General features: G+C 73.6%; 19 protein-coding genes. 7 read left to right on the forward strand and 12 right to left on the reverse strand.

Translation table 11 applies throughout. The features are described from left to right. Position 1: 1 nt before the first annotated feature. The 5 genes from GA0070622_RS27395 to GA0070622_RS27415 form a co-directional block, all read right to left on the reverse strand. The gene (locus tag GA0070622_RS27395) at positions 2-346 is read right to left on the reverse strand and encodes a MoaD/ThiS family protein (RefSeq protein ID WP_091581023.1); all 345 of its coding nucleotides are present in this window, start codon (positions 344-346) and stop codon (positions 2-4) included. A 66-nt stretch (positions 347-412) separates the two neighbouring features. After that, positions 413-901 (reverse strand): M67 family metallopeptidase, encoded by a 489-nt coding sequence (locus GA0070622_RS27400; RefSeq protein WP_091581027.1) that lies wholly within the window; start codon positions 899-901, stop codon positions 413-415. Between the two features lie 55 nt (positions 902-956). Beyond that, positions 957-1,460 (reverse strand): DUF2017 domain-containing protein, encoded by a 504-nt coding sequence (locus tag GA0070622_RS27405; RefSeq protein WP_091584094.1) that lies wholly within the window; start codon positions 1,458-1,460, stop codon positions 957-959. After that, a complete protein-coding gene (clpS, locus tag GA0070622_RS27410) occupies positions 1,457-1,747 on the reverse strand; it encodes an ATP-dependent Clp protease adapter ClpS (protein WP_091269570.1) in 291 nt (96 codons plus the stop codon). The genes GA0070622_RS27405 and clpS overlap by 4 nt, the downstream gene beginning before the upstream one ends. A gap of 115 nt (positions 1,748-1,862) precedes the next feature. After that, positions 1,863-3,425, reverse strand: coding sequence for a hypothetical protein (locus GA0070622_RS27415; protein WP_091581029.1), 1,563 nt, complete (start codon positions 3,423-3,425; stop codon positions 1,863-1,865). A 194-nt stretch (positions 3,426-3,619) separates the two neighbouring features. On the opposite strand from GA0070622_RS27415, the gene GA0070622_RS27420 reads away from it, so the two are divergent. Genes GA0070622_RS27420 through GA0070622_RS27435 form a run of 4 tightly spaced genes read left to right on the forward strand, consistent with a single transcriptional unit; the run spans position 3,620 to position 9,468 of the window. Continuing rightward, positions 3,620-6,292: a LuxR C-terminal-related transcriptional regulator gene (locus GA0070622_RS27420; protein WP_091581032.1), complete on the forward strand. Its 2,673-nt coding sequence runs from the start codon at positions 3,620-3,622 to the stop codon at positions 6,290-6,292. A gap of 16 nt (positions 6,293-6,308) precedes the next feature. Further along, a complete protein-coding gene (locus tag GA0070622_RS27425; RefSeq protein WP_091581035.1) occupies positions 6,309-7,595 on the forward strand; it encodes a nicotinate phosphoribosyltransferase in 1,287 nt (428 codons plus the stop codon). A gap of 14 nt (positions 7,596-7,609) precedes the next feature. Next, positions 7,610-8,191, forward strand: a complete 582-nt coding sequence (locus GA0070622_RS27430; protein WP_091581037.1) for an isochorismatase family protein — start codon at positions 7,610-7,612, stop codon at positions 8,189-8,191. A 38-nt stretch (positions 8,192-8,229) separates the two neighbouring features. Then, positions 8,230-9,468: an MFS transporter gene (locus tag GA0070622_RS27435; protein ID WP_091581040.1), complete on the forward strand. Its 1,239-nt coding sequence runs from the start codon at positions 8,230-8,232 to the stop codon at positions 9,466-9,468. Between the two features lie 541 nt (positions 9,469-10,009). Here the strand turns inward: GA0070622_RS27435 and ctaD are convergent. Then, a complete protein-coding gene (ctaD, locus tag GA0070622_RS27440) occupies positions 10,010-11,767 on the reverse strand; it encodes an aa3-type cytochrome oxidase subunit I (protein WP_091581043.1) in 1,758 nt (585 codons plus the stop codon). A 127-nt stretch (positions 11,768-11,894) separates the two neighbouring features. Then, positions 11,895-13,001: an FAD-dependent monooxygenase gene (locus GA0070622_RS27445; RefSeq protein WP_091581046.1), complete on the reverse strand. Its 1,107-nt coding sequence runs from the start codon at positions 12,999-13,001 to the stop codon at positions 11,895-11,897. A 290-nt stretch (positions 13,002-13,291) separates the two neighbouring features. On the opposite strand from GA0070622_RS27445, the gene GA0070622_RS27450 reads away from it, so the two are divergent. Next, positions 13,292-14,434, forward strand: a complete 1,143-nt coding sequence (locus tag GA0070622_RS27450; RefSeq protein WP_091581049.1) for a glycoside hydrolase family 12 protein — start codon at positions 13,292-13,294, stop codon at positions 14,432-14,434. Positions 14,435-14,494: 60 nt separating this feature from the next. Here GA0070622_RS27450 and GA0070622_RS27455 read toward each other — a convergent pair whose 3' ends face one another. Continuing rightward, entirely contained in the window at positions 14,495-15,277 is a 783-nt protein-coding gene (locus GA0070622_RS27455) for an aldo/keto reductase (protein WP_091581052.1), read from the reverse strand. Between the two features lie 70 nt (positions 15,278-15,347). Here GA0070622_RS27455 and GA0070622_RS27460 point away from each other — a divergent pair, with 70 nt between their 5' ends. Both GA0070622_RS27460 and GA0070622_RS27465 read left to right on the forward strand, forming a co-directional pair. After that, positions 15,348-16,382 (forward strand): DNA polymerase ligase N-terminal domain-containing protein, encoded by a 1,035-nt coding sequence (locus tag GA0070622_RS27460; RefSeq protein ID WP_091581056.1) that lies wholly within the window; start codon positions 15,348-15,350, stop codon positions 16,380-16,382. A gap of 8 nt (positions 16,383-16,390) precedes the next feature. Beyond that, positions 16,391-17,554 carry a threonine synthase gene (locus GA0070622_RS27465; RefSeq protein ID WP_091581059.1) on the forward strand — a complete coding sequence of 388 codons (1,164 nt, stop codon included), beginning with the start codon at positions 16,391-16,393 and terminating at the stop codon, positions 17,552-17,554. A 67-nt stretch (positions 17,555-17,621) separates the two neighbouring features. Here GA0070622_RS27465 and GA0070622_RS27470 read toward each other — a convergent pair whose 3' ends face one another. The 4 genes from GA0070622_RS27470 to GA0070622_RS27485 form a co-directional block, all read right to left on the reverse strand. Next, on the reverse strand, positions 17,622-18,014 hold the full coding sequence (locus GA0070622_RS27470) for a cupin domain-containing protein (RefSeq protein WP_091581063.1): 393 nt from the start codon (positions 18,012-18,014) through the stop codon (positions 17,622-17,624). A 202-nt stretch (positions 18,015-18,216) separates the two neighbouring features. Then, positions 18,217-18,609 carry a hypothetical protein gene (locus GA0070622_RS27475; protein WP_091581068.1) on the reverse strand — a complete coding sequence of 131 codons (393 nt, stop codon included), beginning with the start codon at positions 18,607-18,609 and terminating at the stop codon, positions 18,217-18,219. A gap of 406 nt (positions 18,610-19,015) precedes the next feature. Beyond that, positions 19,016-19,420 (reverse strand): hypothetical protein, encoded by a 405-nt coding sequence (locus GA0070622_RS27480; protein ID WP_091581071.1) that lies wholly within the window; start codon positions 19,418-19,420, stop codon positions 19,016-19,018. Between the two features lie 166 nt (positions 19,421-19,586). Further along, positions 19,587-20,042 (reverse strand): septum formation initiator, encoded by a 456-nt coding sequence (locus GA0070622_RS27485; protein WP_091581076.1) that lies wholly within the window; start codon positions 20,040-20,042, stop codon positions 19,587-19,589. Positions 20,043-20,083: the final 41 nt, after the last annotated feature.

Here is a 20,083-nt window from a genome sequence, read left to right on the forward strand (position 1 = left end):
CCTAGCGGGCGGCGGTGGCGCGCGCCGCGACCGCGTGCGAGGCGATGGCCGCCGCCGCGGCGAAGCCGAACGCGCCGCCGGCCACGGCCGGCAGGATGGTCACGCTGTCGCCGTCGTTGAGCTTGGCGTCGAGCGCGCCCAGGAAGCGGACGTCCTCGTCGTTGACGTAGACGTTGACGAACCGGTGCAGCGCCCCGGCGTCGGTGACCAGCCGGGCCCGCAGGCCGGCGTGCCGGGAGTCCAGGTCGGTGAGCAGGTCGGCGAGCGTGTCACCGCTGCCCTCGACGACCTTCGCGCCGCCGGTGTAGCTGCGCAGGATGGTGGGGATGCGAACCTCGATGGCCATGGTGTCTCGTGCTCCTCGTTCGGGTCGTGCCAGGTGACGGACAGGGAAGATGTGCCGGCGCTGGGGTCAGCGGCCGGAACACTCGTAGTCGACCGTCGCCGGGCTCTGCCCGAACATGTAGGACTGGACGGCGTGCGGGTCCACGGCGGCATCCACGATCTCGACCGGCTCCTCGGTGACCACGCCGTCGACGATCCGGAAGGAGCGGATCTCCTCGGTGTCGGACTCACGGGTCGAGACGAGCAGGTAGTGCGCTCCCGGCTCACCGGCGAAGGAGACGTCCGTGCGGGACGGGTAGGCCTCCGTGGCGGTGTGCGAGTGGTAGATGACGACCGGCTCCTCGTCGCGGTCGTCCATCTCGCGCCAGACCCGCAACTGCTCCATCGAGTCGAACTCGTAGAAGGTCATCGAGCGGGCGGCGTTGTCCATCGGGATGTGCCGGGTCGGGGTGTCGCTGCCGGCGGGACCGGCGACCACGCCGCACGCCTCGTCCGGGTGGTCCCGACGCGCGTGGGCGACGATCGCGTCGATGATCGACCGGTCGATGCTCAGCACGCCGCCCAGCCTAGCGCCTGGCCGTCCCGGGCGGCGAGGTGGCGACCGTCACGGCTCAGTCGATGAGCGCGTTGAGCAGGGACTCCTGCAGATATCCGAGATAGGCGTAGACCGACAGTTGGAACACCCGGGACGAGGCCGGGTCCGCGGCGACCGCGTCGTCGAGCTCCTCGCCCAGGTCGGTGCCGTCCTTGATCTCCAGCCGGACGCCCATCGCCAGCCGGGCGTCGTTGAGCGCGCGCAGCCACGCCTCGGCCGCCTCCGCGTCCAGCCGCACCTCGCCCCCGGCGTCGCCGTCGGGCAACGCGGCGAGGATCGCGCCGGCCTGGTCGATCTTGGCGGTCTTGAGGTCGCCCTCGGTGTAGCGGCGGAACTCGGCCGTGCCGGCCGCGTCCTCCGGATAGACCTCGGGGAACAGCCGGCCGACCACCGGGTCACCGTGGTCGAAGCCGTCGGTCAGCAGCCCGACCACCTCGGAGGCGACCTTGCGCAGCACGCGCACCTCGTCGACGGCGAACGTCGCCACGTAGCGGTCGCCCCGGCGGCGGAACATGCTCATGAGCGGTCCACCGTCGCCCACAACCCGTACGCGTGCAACTGCGACGCGTCGTGCTCCATCCGCTCCCGGGCCCCGCTGGAGACCACCGCCTTGCCCTTGTGGTGCACGTCCAGCATGAGCTGCTCCGCCTTCTCCCTGCTGTACCCGAAGAGCTTCTGGAAAACCCAGGTCACGTACGTCATCAGGTTGACCGGATCGTCCCAGACGATGGTCACCCACGGCCGGTCGGAGACCGGCACCTCTTCGGTGTCCGGCGTCTCGACCGGCGCAACCTGTGGAGCCGCCATGCCCCCCATCGTGCCACCGGATCCGGGGAACCGATGAACCGGAACGGCGCGGCGGTCGGGATCACCCGCCCGAGCCGCGAACGTCGGCCCGGCCGCCCCCGCGGCGCCCCTGTTCTCAGGCAAGCAGGATGCCGTGGTCGACAGCATCGGTGAGCACCGCGCTCAGCGAGAGACGGATCACCTCGAAGCGGCGGGACACCTCGCGGGACAGTTCCAGCTCGACCTCGCGCAGGGCTCGCTGGGCCCAGGAGCGGGCGGCGCCCGGGTCATCGTTGCCCGGTGACCGCCAGTGCTGCCAACAGCCGCCGTTGAGCGCCACGCCGATCGGCGGCAGCACCTCGTCGCGCTCCGCCCCGGGCAGGCCGGCCAGCGCGTCGAGCGCGCCGGTGCCGGTCAGCCCGGCCACCCCGGCCGTGCTGGTGACCAGGAGCACCCGGTCCAGCTCCCGGCTGTCCGGGTGGTCGGCCAGGCCCCAGCGCACGGCGTGGTCGATCCGCCGGCGCACGCCCTCGGCGAGTGGCGCGCCGAAGACCCGGGCGGCGGCGTCGTCGACGATGCCCCGCACCGCCTCGTCGCACTGGGCCGTGGCGAGCAGCGACAGCGCCTCCAGCTCGCGGTCGAGCAGCTGCGGCAGACCGGCGCAGCCAACCCCGAAGACGATCTCCTGCACCACCCGCAGGTGGATGTTGGCCAGCTCCAGGGCGAGGTGCTGGCGGATCCGCTGGGCGCAGGAGCGGGCCTGGCGGTCGATCCGGTCGGTCAGCTCGGCGGGCTCGACCCCGGCCACCACCGGCACCCGGCCGTGCGCGCCGGGCGGCTCCGGCGGCCGGGCGCTGGCCCGGCGCAGCCCCTCGTCGGCGGCCCAGCCGACCAGGGCCCGGCGCAGGTTCGGCAGCTCCGCCCGGCGGGCCGGGAACCACCGGGCCGGGGCGAGAGCGGGCACCGCGGCCAGCAGCGCGGCGCGGTGGGCCGCGATCGAGACCGCCACCGGGTCGAGCCGACCGGCGGGGCCGGGCGGGCCGGTCCGGCCGGCCGACGGGACGGACGCCCCCGTGTCCTCCACCGCCGCGCCGTCCGCCGGCGCCGCCCAGCCGGTCACGCCGGGGGTGACCGCGAAGAAGACCGCGACCCGGGCCCGCGCCACCTCGGCCAGCAGGTGCAGCTCGGCCGCACTGAACGCCTGGTCGGCGGAGATCGTGAAGAGCAGCGCGCCGGCCCGGCCCACGGCGTCCAGCAGCACCCGGCCACCGGCCACGCCGAGGGCGCCGGTGTCCGGCGTGTCGAGCACCGAGAAGTGCCGCAGCAGCGGGTCGGGCAGGCTCAGCTCGACCCGGCGCGGCGGCCGGGCGAGCGCCGGGCCGGCGGCGAGCGGGTCGGCGCCGTAGGAGTGCGGCTGGCGGTAGCCCGGGACGTACGCGGCCCGGGTGGCGACCTTGGCGTGGTTGACCAGCAGGTGGCTGCCGGCGGGCACGGTGAGCGTCCCGGCGTCCAGCCCGAGCAGGCCGGCGATCAGCTCGCGTCGTCCGGCGCCCGCCGGACCGGCGACGACCACCGCCATCGGCTCGTCCGGCCCCGGCTCGGTCACCCCGACCCGGGTCGGCAGCGGGGCGCACCGGGGCGGCTCGGCCGGGCCTCCTGTTTCGGGCACGTCGACCGAGGGGAGTGGACCCGGCTTCATCAGGCGGCCTCCCGGTCAGGCGACCGGGGGGCCGGTCGCGGTCGAATCCCCTGGTCGCAGGGGATGCCGGAAGAGTACGTGTGTCAGGGATCCGACACCGAACACATCCGGTACTCACGGGTAATGAACAGATTACTCAACTTCACTGCGTGACGGTCTGCGCGCGGACGGAACACCATCGATATGCTGCACCGATGAGTAGGTGGGAGTTCGTCGGCCGAACGGATGAACTCAACCGTCTGTTGTCGGCGGTCGGTGGCCCGGAGGGGCGCGGACTGCTCTTCAGCGGCGACGCCGGCGTCGGCAAGAGCCGGTTGCTGCGGGAGGGGGTGGCCGCGCTCTCGCCCGAACGTCACGCCATCTGGTCCGTCGCGGCCAGCGCGACCACCGCCGCGCTGCCGTTCGGCGGGCTGGTCCAGGTGCTCCCGGCCGCGCAACCGCAGGGCCTCTCCCCCGCCGGGATCCTGCGCTGGGCCGTGGACGTGCTCCAGGAACAGGCCGCCGGCCGGCCCATCGTGCTGGCCATCGACGACGCGCACCTGCTCGACCCGCCCTCGGCGGCGCTGGTGCACCTGGTCGCCCGGTCCGAGAACGCCACCGTGATCGGGACGCTGCGCAACGGGGAGCAGATCCCGCTGCCGATCCGCGCCCTGTGGACCGACGACCTGGTCGACCTGGTCGAGCTGGGGCCGCTCGGCCCGAGCGAGACCACCGGGCTGCTCGCCGCGATCCTGGGCGGCCCGGTCGACGCCGGCTCCTCCGAGCGCCTGTTCCGGCTCTCCGCCGGCAACCCGCTGCTGCTGCGCGAGCTGGTGCTGGCCGCCGACGACGAGCTGAAGAGCACGTACGGGATCTGGAAGTGGACCGGCCGGCTGGAGCTGGCCCCCAGCCTCACCGACCTGATCGACACCCGGATCGGTCAGCTCACCCCCTCCGTCCGGGCCGTGGTCGAGCTGGTCGCGTTCGGCGAGCCGCTCGGCCTGCACCTGCTCGAGCAGGCGGTCGATCCGACCGACGTGGAGACGGCCGAGGAACGCGGGCTCATCACCATGGTCCGCGACGACCGGCGGCTCAACGTCCGCCTGGCCCACCCGCTCTACGGCGAGGTGATGCGCCGGCAGTGCCCGGTCAGCCGCACCCGGCGGCTCCAGGCCACCCTGGCCGGGCTGCTGGAGCGGGTCGGCAAGCGCCGACGGGACGACCTGCTGCGGGTCGCGGTGTGGCGGCTCGACTCGGGCACGGCCCAGGACGTGGCGCTGCTCCTCGACGCGGCCGTGCAGGCCTTCGGCCGGTACGACGTGCCGCTGGCCACCCGGCTGGCCCGCGCCGCGCTGGAGGCCGGCGGCGGCACCGACGCCGCCGAGCTGCTCGCCACCATCCTCATGTTCGGCGACCGGCCGGACGAGGCGATCGGGGTGCTCGACCAGGTCGCCGGCGAGATCCACGACGATCGCCGACGGAGCCGTTGGCTGACCGTCCGGGGCATGGTCAGCTACTGGGGCCTCAACCGGGAGTCCACGGTGGAGGAGATCGCCGCCCGCGGCGAGGAGCTGTCCGACCCGGCCGACCGGGCCCGGGTCCGCGCCTTCGAGGCCATCATGCGGCTGCACCGGCTCGACGTCGACGTCGCGGTGCGGCTGGCCCAGGAGGTGCTCGACCGTCCGGCCGCCCCGATGGCGGCCCGCGAGCTGGCCCGCTGCACGCTCGCCCACCTTCAGGCGGCCCAGGGGCAGTACCGCCGCAGCGCCACCGCGATCGCCCGGGTGCAGGCCGAGGCCGCGTGCTGGCGGTCCGACATGCCCTACCTCCAACTCGCCATGGAGCTGGCCCGGGGCACCCGGCTGGCGCTCTCCGGCGACCTGGCCGGCATCGACGCGATCGTCGCGGACGAGTTCGCCGACCTGGCCGGTGCCGGCGACTTCCGGCTCGGCACCGGCTACCTGGCCATCCTCCAGGCGTACGCGGCCCGCCTGCGCGGACGCGGCGACGACGCGCTCAAGACCAGCCTGGGCGCCTGCGCGGTGCTCGCCACCAGCCGGGTGTACGCCGGCCTGGCGCACGCCGAACGCGCCCAGGCGGCGGCGTTGCGCGGGGACGCGGCGCACGCGGCCGAGGCGATGGCCGAGGCGGACCGGACGCACGCGCCCGGGATGGCCGTCCTCTACCCGTGGCTGGAGCAGGCCCGGGGCGCGGCGCAGGCGGCGGTCGGCGACCTGCCGGCGGCCACCAAGCACCTCTGCGCGCTGGCCGACCGGCTGCGCGAGGACGGGCTGGCCGGGCACGAGCTGCTCGTCCTGCTCGACCTGGTCCGGTTCGACCAGGCCGCCGCGCCGGTCGGACCGACCTGCACCGACGGCGGCCGGCGCACCGTGGCGCAGCGCCTCGCGGAGCTCTCCGAACAGGTGGACGGCGTGCTGCCGCCGCTGGTCGCCCGCTACGGCCGGGCCGCGCTCGACGGCTCCCCCGACGACCTGCTCGCGGTGGCCGACGGCTTCGCCGCCCGCGATCTGGTCGTCTACGCCGCCGAGGCGACCGCGATGGCGCTGCACCGGATGCGGGACGGGCGCGCCGGAGCGACCGGGCCGGTCCGGGAGCGCCTCGCCGACCTGCTGCGCCGCTGCGACGAGATCTCCACCCCGGCGCTGCGCATGCTCCGTCCCACGCTCAGCGACCGGGAGTGGGAGGTCGCCCGCCTCGCCGCCGAGGGCGTGACCAGCCGCGCGATCGCCGAACGGCTGTTCCTGTCCACCCGCACCGTGGAGAACCACCTCCAGCGGGTCTACAGCAAGCTCGGCGTCACCGGCCGCGGCGAGCTGCGGGCCGCGCTGCGGTCGATGCCGGGGCACGACGGCGCGGATCCGGCGTGAACTCTAGGCTGGGGCGGTGAGCACCCTTCGCCCCGCGCTGCTGACCGACCACTACGAGCTGACCATGGTCAGCGCGGCCCTGCAGGACGGCACCGCCGACCGACGCTGCGTCTTCGAGGTGTTCAGCCGGCGACTGCCGGCCGGCCGCCGGTACGGGGTGGTCGCCGGCACGGGTCGCCTGATCGAGATGATCCGCGACTTCCGCTTCGACCCGGCGGAGATCGACTTCCTCCGTCGCACCGGCGTGGTCGACGACCGCGCCGCCCGGTGGCTGGCCGACTACCGCTTCACCGGCGACGTCGACGGCTACGCCGAGGGCGAGCTGTTCTTCCCCGGCTCCCCGATCCTCACCGTGTCCGGCACGTTCGCCGAGTGCGTGGTGCTGGAGACGCTGGTGCTGTCGGTGCTCAACCACGACTGCGCGGTCGCCGCCGCGGCGGCGCGGATGGTCACCGCCGCCCGGGGCCGGGCGTTGATCGAGATGGGCTCCCGCCGGGCGCACGAGGAGGCCGCGGTGGCCGCCGCGCGGGCGGCGTACCTGGCCGGGTTCCGGTTCACCTCCAACCTGGCCGCCGGGCAGCGCTACGGCATCCCCACCGCGGGCACCGCCGCGCACGCGTTCACGCTGCTGCACGACGACGAGCGGACCGCGTTCGCCTCCCAGGTCGCCACGCTGGGCAAGGACACCACGCTGCTGGTCGACACGTACGACATCGCCCAGGGCATCCGCAACGCCATCGCGGTCGCCGGCCCGGAGCTGCGCGCGGTCCGGATCGACTCGGGCGACCTCGCGGTGATCGCCCAGCAGTCCCGGGAGCTGCTCGACTCGCTCGGCGCCACCGAGACGAAGATCATCGTCTCGGGCGACCTGGACGAGTACGCGATCGCCTCGCTGGCCGCCGAGCCGGTGGACATGTACGGCGCCGGCACGGCAGTGGTGACCGGCTCCGGCGCGCCCACCGCCGGCCTCGTCTACAAGCTGGTCGAGGTGGAGGGGCGTCCGGTGGTCAAGCGCTCCGAGCACAAGGCCACCATCGGCGGTCGGAAGGTCGCGGTACGCCGGCACAAGCCGACCGGCACCGCCACCGAGGAGGTCGTCGTGCCGCAGGGCGTGCCCGACCGGCAGCCCAACGACCGGCTGCTCCAGCACTCGTTCGTGGTCTCCGGCGAACCGGTCACGCTCCCGACGCTGGACGAGTCGCGCGAGCACCTGCGACAGTGTCTGATCTCCATCCCGTGGGAGGGGCTCAAGCTCTCCGGCGGGGACCCGGCCGTTCCGGTGACGGTCGTACCCGCGAGCTGAGGAGGACCGGCCAGATGGCGAACGCCCTGATCATCGTGGACGTGCAGAACGACTTCTGCGAGGGCGGGTCCCTCGCGGTCGGCGGTGGGGCCGGGGTGGCCGCCGGGATCTCCCGGCTGCTCGCCGCCGAGCCGGACCGCTGGGACCACGTGGTCGCGACGAAGGACTACCACATCGACCCGGGCGCGCACTTCGGCGACCCGCCGGACTTCGTCGACTCCTGGCCCCGGCACTGCGTGGTCGGCACGTCCGGCTCCGAGTTCCACCCGGAGCTGGTCACCGACCGGGTGGAGGAGATCTTCCACAAGGGCGAGCACGCGGCCGCGTACTCCGGTTTCGAGGGGCACGCGCGCGACGGCGAGTGCCTGGCCGACTGGCTGCGCCGCCGCGACGTCGACCGGGTCGACGTGGTCGGCATCGCCACCGACCACTGCGTACGCGCGACCGCGCTGGACGCCGCCCGGGAGGGCTTCCGCACCACGGTGCTGCTGGACCTGACCGCCGCCGTGGCCCCCGAGACGCTGGACGTGGCGCTGCGCGCGCTCGACGGCGCCGGGGTCGCCACGACGGGCGAGCCTGTGATCAGGGCCGCTTGACCAGGTAATCGCTTGCGACTGTCGTACCCCGGCCCAGGATGGCGCGGGAGGTACGGACCGTCGTGAACCTGAAGCCTTACCGGGAGGCCCTCGCCCTGCCCGGCCTGCGGTCGTTGCTGCTGGTGTCCGTGCTGGCCCGCATGCCGCTGACCGCGACCGGCGTGACGCTCACCTTCTACGTGGTGCTCGACCTGGGGCGGGGCTACGGCGCCGCCGGTCTGGTCGGCGCCGCGTCGACCATCGGCGCCGCGCTCGGCTCGCCGCTGCTCGGCCGGCTGGTCGACCGGCGCGGGCTGCGGCCGGTGCTGCTGCTCACCACGGTCGCCGAGGGCCTGTTCTGGGCCGCCGCGCCGACCCTGTCGTACCCGGTGCTGCTGCCCGCCGCGTTCCTGGCCGGCCTGCTCGCGCTGCCGGTCTTCTCGGTGGTCCGCCAGTCGATCGCGGCGCTGGTGCCGGCGGAGCGACGCCGGCCGGCGTACGCGCTGGACTCGATGTCGGTGGAGCTGTCGTTCATGGTCGGCCCGGCTCTCGCCGTGGCCCTGGCCACCACCGTCACGCCCCGGCTCACCCTCTGGGCGGTGGGTGCCGGGATCGTCGCCGCCGGCATCTGCTTCTGGCTGCTCGACCCGCCGACCCGGGCCGCCGACGAGTCGGCCGGCCCGCAGCGCGCGGTGTCCCGCCGGGAGTGGCTCACCCCGCGCCTGCTCGCCGTGCTGGCGGCCAGCCTGGCCGCCACTCTGGTGCTGGGCGGCACCGACGTCGCCGTGGTGGCCGTGCTCCGCGCCGGCGGCGAGGTCGGCTGGACCGGCGCCGTGCTGGCCGCCTGGGCGGTCGCCTCGCTGGTGGGCGGCTTCGCCTACGGCGCGGTACGCCGCTCCTTCTCCCCGCTGGCGCTGGTGGCGGCGCTCAGCCTCACCACCATTCCGGTCGGCCTGGGCGGGTCGCACTGGTGGCTGCTCAGTCTCGCGCTGATCCCCACCGGGGCGCTCTGCGCGCCCACCATCGCGGCCACCTCGGACGCGGTGAGCCGGCTCGCCCCGCCCGGCGTCCGCGGCATGGCGATGGGCCTGCACGGCTCCGCCGTCACCGTCGGCATCGCGCTCGGCGCGCCGCTGGCCGGCGCGGTGATCGACGCCTCCGCGCCCGCGTGGGGCTTCGTGGTCACTGGTGCGATCGGCTCGCTGGTGGCGCTGGCCGTGCTCCCGATAGAGCTGCGCCACCGCCGCGCCCAGCTCCCCACCCCGACGGACCCCGACCTGGCCCTGGCCTCCCGCTAGCCCCCGGCCCTCACGCACGCCTTCCGCCCACCCCGCCCCGCGTGATCGAGGAGCTCGCGTCTCCCCGAGGCGGGGCCGACGCCGGTTCGGGGAAGTGGCTGGTTCCACGCACCCCGGACACCACCACTCCCCCGTACTGGCGTCGCATGACGGCCCCGGCCCGGAACCCCACGTTCCCGGAAGTTGACCAAGGAGTTGGTGTCCCCTCATGCAGGCCAAACCGACACAAGCCCCTTGATCACCGGGGCGCCCCGAGGCGGGGCGAACCAGTACGGGGAAGTGGCTGGTTCCAGGCGCTCCGGACACCACCACTTCCCCGAACTGGTGCCGCACCCCGCCCCCAACCCGTTGATCATGAAGTTGGCGGCGACAAATCGGACACGAAACACCGTCAACTTCATGATCAACGGGGCTGGTGGGGGCGGGCGGGAACGGGCCGGGCGGGGACAGGCGGGCGGGGACAGGCGGGCGGGGAGGGCGGGAGGAAACAGAGCGGGCGCCGCACCCCGTGAGGGAGTGCGGCGCCCGGCCTTGAACTGGGTCAGCGCTGGTCGAGGTTGCCCGCGGTGTCCTCCTGGTAGCTGGCGCCACCGTTGACCTCGCTGGTCAGCGGCTTGGCACCGCCCTCGGGCGGGCCGGCCAGGCTCTGCCCGGCGGCCAGCTCGGGGAACTTCGCGTCGAAGGCCGGCCGCTCGGAGCGGATCCGCGGCATCCGGTCGAAGTTGCGCAGCGGCGGCGGGGAGCTGGTGGCCCACTCGAGCGAGTTGCCGTGACCCCACGGGTCGTCGACCTCGACCACCGGACCGGTCTTGTACGACTTCCAGCAGTTCCAGATGAACGGCAGGGTCGAGATACCGGTGATGAACGCGCCGATCGTGGAGATCATGTTCAGCGTGGTGAAGCCGTCGCTGGGCAGGTAGTCGGCGTAGCGCCGGGGCATGCCCTCGTTGCCCAGCCAGTGCTGCACCAGGAACGTGGTGTGGAAGCCGATCATGGTCAGCCAGAAGTGGATCTTGCCGAGCCGCTCGTCGAGCATCCGGCCGAACATCTTCGGGAACCAGAAGTAGATGCCGCCGAAGACGGCGAACACGATGGTGCCGAAGAGCACGTAGTGGAAGTGCGCCACCACGAAGTACGAGTCGTGCAGGTGGAAGTCGAGCGGCGGGCTGGCCAGCAGCACACCGGTCAGACCACCGAAGAGGAAGGTCACCAGGAAGCCGACCGCGAACAGCATCGGCGTCTCGAACGTGATCTGGCCCCGCCACATGGTGCCGATCCAGTTGAAGAACTTCATACCGGTGGGCACGGCGATCAGGTAGCTGAGGAAGCTGAAGAACGGCAGCAGCACCTGGCCGGTGGCGAACATGTGGTGCGCCCAGACGCTCATCGACAGGGCGGCGATGGCGATGGTCGCCGCCACCAGGCCCTTGTAACCGAAGATCGGCTTCCGGGAGAACACCGGGATGATCTCGGTGATGATGCCGAAGAACGGCAGCGCGATGATGTAGACCTCGGGGTGACCGAAGAACCAGAACAGGTGCTGCCAGAGCATCGGCCCGCCGGTCGCCGGGTCGTACACGTGGGCGCCGAGCAGGCGGTCCGCGGCGAGCGCGAAGAGCGCGGCGGCCAGCAGCGGGAAGACCAGGATGGCCAGCAGGCTGGTGACCAGCATGTTCCAGGTGAAGATCGGCATCCGGAACATGGTCATGCCGGGCGCGCGCAGGGTCAGGATCGTGGTGATCAGGTTGACCGCGCCGAGGATCGTGCCCAGACCGGAGATGGCCAGGCCGACCACCCACATGTTGGCGCCGACGCCCGGCGAGTGCTCGACCGTGCTCAGCGGCGTGTAGGCCGTCCAGCCGAAGTCGGCCGCGCCGCCCGGGGCGATGAAGCCCGCGGTGGCCAGCGTGCCGCCGAACAGGTACAGCCAGTAGGCGAACGCGTTCAGCCGGGGGAACGACACGTCGGGCGCGCCGATCTGCAGCGGCACCACGTAGTTCGCGAAGGCGAACACGATCGGCGTCGCGAAGAACAGCAGCATGATCGTGCCGTGCATGGTGAAGAGCTGGTTGTACTGCTCGGGCGACAGGAACTGCAGCCCCGGTCGCGCCAGCTCGGCGCGCATGATCAGGGCCATCAGGCCACCGATCATGAAGAACGCGAACGCGGTGACCATGTACATGATCCCGATCTGCTTCGCGTCCGTGGTGCGCAGCAGCCGCGCGATGGCCGACCCCTTGACCGGCTCGCGGACCGGCCAGGGCCGGGTCACGACCGGCTTGGGTGCGACGGTGGTCACGAGTGGCCTCCGGTTCTGGGTTGTCCCGCTCGGCGCGCTGGTCATCGGCGCAGCCGTCATCCGCAAGGAGGATAGTCCCCGGTAGGTGGCCCCGCCGCGTGGGGTGGGCGGCTACGATCTTCGGCCCTCACAGCGGGCCGGTGAGGAGCCGGTAGTGCTCCCCGAAGATCCGCCCGCCGCGCCCGCGCAGCAGCGGGTCGCGCAGCGCCGGCGGCACGTCGCGGGTGCGGTTGCGGTCCCGGGTCCGGTCCCGCACCCAGCGGGTACGCGGCCGGCGGCGACTCTCGTACGCGATCAGGGCGGCGTCGACGCTGCCGGCGGCGTGCAGCGACTCGGCGAGCACGACGGCGTCCTCCAGCGCCATGGCGGCCCCCTGGGAGAGCGTCGGCGCGGTCGCGTGAGCGGCGTCACCGACGAGCAGCACCCGGCCGTGGAACCAGCGCCCCAGCTCGACCTCCTCGGTGCGTTCGACGTGCACGGTCTCCAGCGCGGCCAGCACCTCGGGCACCGGACCGCCGTAGTCGCCGAACAGCTCGTGCAGCCGGGCGAGCGGGTCGGCCGGCAGGTCGGTGCCGGCCTCGTCGGCATAGCAGTAGAGCCGACCGGCGCCGAGCGGCACGACCAGGAAGCCGGCGCGTTGCCCGAGCAGGGCGGTCCAGTCGCCCACCCGGGGGCCGCCGCGCACGACGGCGCGGTAGACCACCTGGCCGGCCGGGCGGGGCGGACCGCCGAGCGCGGCCAGCGTGCGCACCGCGGAGCGGGGCCCGTCGGCGCCCACGACCAGGTCGTACTCCCCGCAGGTGCCGTCGGTGAAGCCGACCGCGACACGGCCGGGCAGCGGCTCGACGGTGCTCACCTCGGCGCCGTGCCGGACCGCGCCGCCGGCGCCGGTGAGCAGCACCCGGTGCAGTTCGGCCCGGGGCAGCGCCCGGCACTCCCCCACCCCGGCCCAGAGCGCGTCGAGGTCGACCTCGCACAGCGGCGCCCCGGCGGCGTCGAGGAAGCGCTGCCGGTGGACCACCTGGCCGAGCGGGCGCAGCGGACCGTCCAGGTCGAGGCGGCGCATCGCCCGGGCCGCGTTGCCGGGCAGATAGAGACCGGTGTCGGTGTGCTCGGTGGGCGGCAGCCGCTCGGTGACGTCGGGCCGGAACCCCGCCAGGCGCAGCGCCCGGGCCACGGCGAGGCCGGCGATGCCCGCGCCGACGACGAGGATGCGCAGGGGGGAACCACCCATCGTGGGGTACGCCTCCGGAGGGGATCGGAACGCGTTGGAGGCAAGACATTACTCGCCGCAACCAGGCGGCGAAAGTGCCCGTCGGCCCTGGCGCGGGCACCCGGTCGACGGCCTCCGCCGTCCCACCAGCAGGAATCCCACGCCAACCGGAGGATCGGCGGCCATCTCAGCTTAACCGGTCCAGTTGCGCAACGGTTTCAGACATGTAAATGTGTGACGTGAACGTGGGAGCGCTCCCGCTCGTACCACCCCACAGATCCGGCGCCCCTCGCGCCGAGCCAAGGAGCATCATGAAGCGTCCACTCAGGGCCATCGCCGCGGCCGGTCTGCTGGCCGCCAGCGCCGTCGTCGCCGTCGCGCTCGGCGGCAACGCCTCCGCCGACACCCAGATCTGCGAGCAGTACGGCTCGACCACGATCGGCGGCAAGTACGTGGTGCAGAACAACCGCTGGGGCACCAGCGCGCAGCAGTGCATCAACGTCACCTCGACCGGCTTCTCGATCACCCGGGCGGACGGCTCCGCGCCGACCAACGGGGCGCCGGTCTCCTACCCGTCCGTCTTCGTGGGCTGCCACTACACCAACTGTTCGCCCGGCACGAACCTGCCGGTCCAGGTGAAGAACATCAGCAGCGCGCCGGCCAGCATCAGCTACAACTACGTCAGCGGCGCGATCTACGACGCCGCCTACGACATCTGGCTCGACCCGTCGCCCAAGCGGGACGGGGTCAACCAGATGGAGATCATGATCTGGCTCAACCGGCAGGGCCCGATCCAGCCCATCGGCTCGCCGGTCGGCAACGCCAGCATCGCCGGCCGGACCTGGGAGGTCTGGCGGGGCAGCAACGGCTCCAACAACGTCATCTCGTACGTGGCGCCGTCGGCGGTCCCCAGCTTCAGCTTCGACGCGATGGCGTTCATCAACGACACCCGCAACCGCGGCGCGATCACCAACGACTGGTACCTGACCAGCATCCAGGCCGGCTTCGAGCCGTGGCAGGGCGGCGTCGGGCTGGCCGTCAACTCGTTCTCGCAGAGCGTCAACACCGGCAGCAACCCGCCGCCCACGACCACGCCGCCGACCGGCACGCCGACGACGAACCCGCCGTCCGGCGCGGCCTGCACCGTGACGTACCGGGCGACGAACGTGTGGAACAACGGCTTCACCGCCGAGGTGACCATCAAGAACACCGGCTCCGGCACGATCAACGGCTGGACGCTGAACTACAACCTGCCCTCCGGGCAGAACGTGACCAGCGCGTGGAACGCCACCGTGAGCCAGAGCGGCTCGGCGGTGACCGCGCGCAACGTCAGCTACAACGGCACCCTCTCCCCGGGCGCCTCGACCAATTTCGGCTACCAGGCCACGCTGAACGGCAGCTTCTCCGCGCCGAGCAGCTTCTCCCTCAACGGCGCCACCTGCGCCCGGGGCTGACCACCGCAGCGCGAAGGGGCGCGGTCGCCGTCGCGACCGCGCCCCTTTCCACGTACGCGGTCAGCCGCCGAGGGCGTCGATGTCGCGCATCTCCTCGGCGGTCAGCGAGAACCCGAACACGTCGGCGTTGGCCCGGATCCGCTCCGGCGTGACCGACTTCGGGATGACCACGATCTCGTGGTCGATGTGCCAGCGCAGCACCACCTGGGCCGGCGACACGTCGTGCGCCTGCGCGATCCGGACCAGCACCGGATCGGACAGGTCACTGGTCTTGAACGGGCTGTAGCCCTCCAACGCCACCCCCCGGTCCCGGTGGGCGGCGTGCGTCTGCCGGTCGTACAGTGACGGGCTCCAGCGGATCTGGTTGACCGCGGGCGTCTCCTCGGTGGCCTGGATCAGCTCGTCCAGCTGCGCGACCGAGTAGTTGCTCACGCCGACGGCCCGGGCCAGGTTCTCGTCCCGGGCGGCCAGCATCTCCCGCCAGACCGGGATGCTGTCACCGGGCGCGGACGGCGGCCAGTGCACCAGCCACAGGTCGACGTACCCGGTGTCCAGGGCGGCCAGGCTGGCCTCGATCGTCTCCCGCTCCCGGCCCACCCGGTCCGGCGGCAGCTTGGTGGTGATGAACAGGTCCTCCCGGCGCAGTCCGCTCTCCTTGACCGCGCGTCCCACCTCCTTCTCGTTGCCGTACATCGTCGCGGTGTCGATGTGCCGGTAGCCGGCGTCCAGCGCGGCGAGCACGGCCTGGTAGCCGTCCTCGCCGGTGGCCTGCCAGGTGCCGAAGCCGAGCAGCGGGATCCGGACGTCGCCGGGGAGCGGGAGGGTGGGCTGGTCGAGGTCCATGTCGTCGGTTCTACCCCTGATCGTCGCCGCCATGCCGGCACGACGGGCCGGTCTGACGGACAATGCGGGGGTGGCGGACCGGCTGGAGGAGTACCGGCGCAGGCGGGACGCGGCGCGCACCCCGGAGCCGGTCCCCGAGCGGACCCCGCGCCGCCGACGGCCGGCCCGGGCGGCGCCCCGCTTCGTCATCCAGCAGCACCACGCCCGGAGCCTGCACTGGGACCTGCGGCTGGAGCACGACGGCGTGCTGGCCTCCTGGGCGGTGCCGCGCGGCCTGCCCCGCGACCCGGGCCGCAACCACCTCGCCGTGCACACCGAGGACCACCCGATGGAGTACCTGACGTTCTCCGGCGAGATCCCGGCCGGGGAGTACGGCGGCGGGCGGATGACCGTGCACGACACCGGCACCTACCGCGCGGAGAAGTGGCGCGACGACGAGGTGATCGTCGTGCTCGACGGCGAGCGCACCAAGGGGCGGTACGTCCTGTTCGCCACCGGCGGCCGGGGCCGGGACTGGATGGTCCGCCGCACCGACCCGGCACCGGCGGGCTGGACGCCGATGCCCGAACTGGTCCGCCCGATGCGCGCCGCCGAGGGGAAGCGGCTGCCGCGCGACGCCGACGCCTGGGGGTACGAGCTGCGCTGGCCGGGCGTGCGGGCCATGGCGTACGTCTCGGGCGGCCGGCTGCGGCTGCTCGACGGCGAGGACGCGGACGTGACCGGGGCGTACCCGTGGGCGCGGGCGATGGCCGAGGAGCTGGCCCCGACCGAGGTGGTGCTGGACGGCGTGCTGGCGCGGATCGACCCGGCCGGCCGGCTCCACCCGCCCACCCGGCGCGACGGCCAGTTCCTCGCCCTCGACCTGCTCTGGCTGGAGGGCGTGAGCAGCCTCGACGTGCCGTACGCGCAACGCCGTGACCTGCTCGACGGTCTGGCGCTCGCCGGGCCGCACTGGCAGACTCCGCCCTGGTTCCCGGGAGTCGGCGCGGACGCCCTACGGGCCGCCCGTGAGCAGGGGCTCCCGGGAGTGGTGGCGAAACGCCTCGACTCCCCGTACGAGCCGGGCCGGCGCAGCCGGCACTGGCTGAGCATCGACGCGAGCTGAGGACCACCGTGCACCTGACGCACCTGGAGTGCCCGCGCTGCGGCCTGGAGCATCCGGCCGACAAGCCGCAGAACCTGTGCGGGTGCGGCTCGCCGCTGCTGGCCCGCTACGACCTGGCCACGGTGGCCGCCACGGTGACCCCGGAGCAGTTCGGGCTGCGCCCGGCCGACCTGTGGCGCTACCGGGAGCTGCTGCCGGTGGCCGACCCGAGGTTCGTCACCACGCTGGGCGAGGGCTGGACGCCGATGTGGCGCGCGCCGGCGTACGGCCACGAGATCGGCATCGCGGACCTGATCGTCAAGGACGAGGGGCTGACCCCGACCGGGTCGTTCAAGGCCCGGGGCGCGGCCGTCGGCGTGAGCCGGGCCCGGGAACTGGGCGTCGAGCGGATCGCCATGCCGACCAACGGCAACGCCGGGGCGGCCTGGGCGACGTACGCCGCCCGGGCCGGGATGGGCGCGACGATCGCCATGCCGCTGGCCGCGCCGACCATCTGCCGCCAGGAGTGCCTCGCCGCCGGCGCGGACCTGCGGCTGGTCGACGGCCTGATCAACGACGCCGGTCGGGAGATCGCCGAGCTGGTCGCCGGGTCGGACGGGCGGATCTTCGACGCCGGCACGCTGCGCGAGCCGTATCGCCTGGAAGGCAAGAAGACGATGGGGTACGAGATCGTCGAGCAGCTCGGCTGGCAGGTGCCCGATGTCATCGTCTACCCGACCGGGGGCGGCGTCGGGTTGATCGGCATCCACAAGGCGCTGCACGAGATGCGTGAGCTGGGGTGGGTGGAGGACCGGCTGCCCCGTCTGGTGGCCGTGCAGTCCACCGGCTGCGCGCCGATCGTGCGCGCGTTCGCGGCCGGCGAGGCGCGGGCCATCCCGTGGGCGGACGCGCACACCGTGGCGTTCGGCATCACCGTGCCGGCCCCGCTCGGCGACGAGCTGATCCTGACCGCGCTGCGGGACAGCGCCGGCACCGCGATCGCGGTGGACGACGCGGAGATCCTCACCGACCTGCGCGACTTCGCCGCCCGCGAAGGGCTGCTGCTGTGCCCGGAGGGCGCGGCCTGCCTGACCGCCGCCCGGCACCTGCGGGCCGGCGGCTGGATCCGGCCGGACGAGCGGGTGGTGGTGCTGAACACCGGCGCCGGCATCAAGTACCCGGGCCTGGTGTAAGGAGGGGCCCCCTCCTAACGTCTCCGGTAGAGGCGGGGCCCCCGCTTAACACCTGCCCCACGGGGCGTCAGGACGTCGGCGGCTCGTCCTCGCCGGCCTCCTCGGCCGCGTCCGCCTCTTCCTTGGTCTTGTGCACCGCGCCGTCGGCGTGCTCCGGCGGGCCGTAGACGGTGTAGAGCACCAGCGGGTTCGGGCCGGTGTTGACGAAGTTGTGCTTCGTGCCGGCGGGCACGACCACCAGGTCGCCGGAGACGACCTCCTTCTTCTCGCCCGCCACCCGCGCCTCGCCGGTGCCGCTGACGAACGTGAGGATCTGGTCGATGCCGTCGTGGACCTCCTCGCCGATCTCACCGCCCGGCGGGATGGTCATGATGACCAGCTGGGTGTGCTCCCCGGTCCAGAGCACGCGGCGGAAGTCGGGACTCTTCTCGGCGACGGTCGCGATCGTGAAATGCTCCATGGCCCGCTCATACCCCGTTCGCGCGCCGGCCACGCCGGGACTCGCAGATGGTGGAATTCCCCACCCCGGTCAGGTTTGGATCCTCTCCGGACGGGCATCTGCTGCCGACAAGACCGGTGCGGGCTGGGCCGGTCGAGCCAGGTCCCCGCTGACGTACCGCCGTACGGCTGCGGCGGTGGGAGACGGCCAGAGCGCGGCGACGTTACGACCCCGGTCGTGCGGCGCCGTGCGCTCGTCTGTGGGCCCGCACGCACCCGAGCAGCACCAGCGCCGCCGCCGCGTATCCGAACAGGTCGGCCCAGATGCCACCGCCGACCCGGGCCTGGTATTCCAGCGGGCTGTAGAAGGTCAACCCGCCGGCCGCCGGGGCCGGCAGCGCCGGCAGCGCCGCCGTCACGCCGAGCGCGGCCACCGCGGCCAGACCCAGGCCCGCCGCCACGACGACCGCCGCCGACCGGTGCAGCGCGACCACCGCCAACCCCACCAGCACCAGGTACGGCGGCAGCACGACGTCCAGCCCCGGGGTCGTCAGGTACGGCGGCGTCACGGCGTCCCGGACCACGACGAGCGCGACGGCCGACCCGAGCAGCGCCACTGTCACCAGCGTGGCGCCGGTCGGGTCCGGTCGGCGGCAGCGCGGCGACGGTCACCGCGAGCGCCACGCCGACCAGCGCCCAGAGCAGCCAGGTGCGGGGCGCGACGGGCTCGGGGCGCAGCGCCGTCCATCCGAAGCTCGGTCGCTCCCCCACCGGCAGGCTCAGCGCGGCCAGCGCGAACCCGGCGACCGCGAGCCCGCAGCGGGTCCACCGCGACAGCGCCGGAGCGGTCAGGGCGACGGCAGCCACCGCGCACCAGGCGAGGGGTCGGGCGGCGGGCAGCAGCGGCTCGGCCGACCAGTTCCCGGCCAGATGCGCGAGCGCCAGCAGGACGGCGGTCGCGGCGAGCAGGCGGTACGGACGCACCGCGCGATGCTGCCACACCGGGCGGCCCGCCGTCGCCCGTCAGGCGAGCACGGCCAGGTGGAACGGACGGTCCGCGTGCCCGCTGGGGGCGTGCGTCTCGACGAAGACCGCGTTCGCGATGCCGGTACGGGGCGCCACGGTGATGACGCCCTGCGGGGCGAGCCCGCCGCCGGTGGCCGGGCCGACGGTTCCGACGTACGCGGCCCCGGCCACGTCCTGGTCGAACGCGACCTGGTACATCCCGGCGGCGAGTCGGGTGGCCGAGGTGGCGCCGAGACCGCGGACCAGGGTGCCGTTCGCGTCGACCACCGCGAACAGCACCCGGGCGGTGGCCGGCAGCCCGGCCGGCGAGCACGAGTTGATCTCGGTGTCGACGCGCGCGACCTCCTGCACGCTCGGGGTGGGCTGGCCGGTCGTTCCCCTCCTCGATCTGGGGCTGGGCATGGTGTTCCTCTCTCCCACCGGTACGCCGGCGGGAGGCGTTCGTGGTGCTTGCGGACGATCAGCGGCGATCGCCCTCTTCCTCCGAAGCTATGTCGATCCGTCGCCCGTCAACCAGCGACAGGGCTGTCCGATCACTGACAGTCAACGCCTCTGAGCTGGGAAAACGTCAGTCGTCGAGATCCCGGACCGGGACCCCGTCACGGCAGCGCAGTCGAAGTTCGTGCTCGTCGGAGACGCCGACGAAGCGGATCTCGACGTGGTCGTCCGGACCTCTGTCGTCGTCCTTCGTCCGGTATCCCGGCGCCGGCGACCACGTCACCACGCGCACCCCGGCCGGCCCGCACTCGGCCTCCACACTGCCGCCGGCGGTCACGAAGCCACGCCGGGACCCGGCCGGGGTGGACGGCCCGGCCGTCGTCGGCACCGGGGGCGCGCCCTCCGACCTCGGGGGAGCCGCCCCGGGCTCGGCGAGCGCGCGGGCGACGTCCTGCTCGGTGCGTACCCCGCCGGCCGTGCCGGTGATGCCCGCGCCCACCAGGTCGACGGCGGCCAGCCCGACGAGCGTGGCGGCGGCGGTGGTGGCCAACCAGCCGGCGACGGCGAGCCACGAGCGGCGATCCATGCCCCGAGTGTCCCCCGCGACCGGGTTGGGCGGGTCGTGGG

This window comes from Micromonospora sediminicola, assembly GCF_900089585.1.
In the GTDB taxonomy this organism is placed as follows: Bacteria; Actinomycetota; Actinomycetes; order Mycobacteriales; family Micromonosporaceae; genus Micromonospora; species Micromonospora sediminicola.

Bases quoted from the DNA above. Each gene is read 5' to 3' on its own strand.
- GA0070622_RS27395 (WP_091581023.1), bottom strand. From the start codon at position 346: ATGGCCATCGAGGTTCGCATCCCCACCATCCTGCGCAGCTACACCGGC.
- GA0070622_RS27405 (WP_091584094.1), bottom strand. From the start codon at position 1,460: ATGAGCATGTTCCGCCGCCGGGGCGACCGCTACGTGGCGACGTTCGCC.
- clpS (WP_091269570.1), bottom strand. From the start codon at position 1,747: ATGGCGGCTCCACAGGTTGCGCCGGTCGAGACGCCGGACACCGAAGAG.
- GA0070622_RS27415 (WP_091581029.1), bottom strand. From the start codon at position 3,425: ATGAAGCCGGGTCCACTCCCCTCGGTCGACGTGCCCGAAACAGGAGGC.
- GA0070622_RS27420 (WP_091581032.1), top strand. From the start codon at position 3,620: ATGAGTAGGTGGGAGTTCGTCGGCCGAACGGATGAACTCAACCGTCTG.
- GA0070622_RS27430 (WP_091581037.1), top strand. From the start codon at position 7,610: ATGGCGAACGCCCTGATCATCGTGGACGTGCAGAACGACTTCTGCGAG.
- GA0070622_RS27435 (WP_091581040.1), top strand. From the start codon at position 8,230: ATGGCGCGGGAGGTACGGACCGTCGTGAACCTGAAGCCTTACCGGGAG.
- GA0070622_RS27445 (WP_091581046.1), bottom strand. From the start codon at position 13,001: ATGGGTGGTTCCCCCCTGCGCATCCTCGTCGTCGGCGCGGGCATCGCC.
- GA0070622_RS27450 (WP_091581049.1), top strand. From the start codon at position 13,292: ATGAAGCGTCCACTCAGGGCCATCGCCGCGGCCGGTCTGCTGGCCGCC.
- GA0070622_RS27455 (WP_091581052.1), bottom strand. From the start codon at position 15,277: ATGGACCTCGACCAGCCCACCCTCCCGCTCCCCGGCGACGTCCGGATC.
- GA0070622_RS27470 (WP_091581063.1), bottom strand. From the start codon at position 18,014: ATGGAGCATTTCACGATCGCGACCGTCGCCGAGAAGAGTCCCGACTTC.
- GA0070622_RS27480 (WP_091581071.1), bottom strand. From the start codon at position 19,420: ATGCCCAGCCCCAGATCGAGGAGGGGAACGACCGGCCAGCCCACCCCG.
- GA0070622_RS27485 (WP_091581076.1), bottom strand. From the start codon at position 20,042: ATGGATCGCCGCTCGTGGCTCGCCGTCGCCGGCTGGTTGGCCACCACC.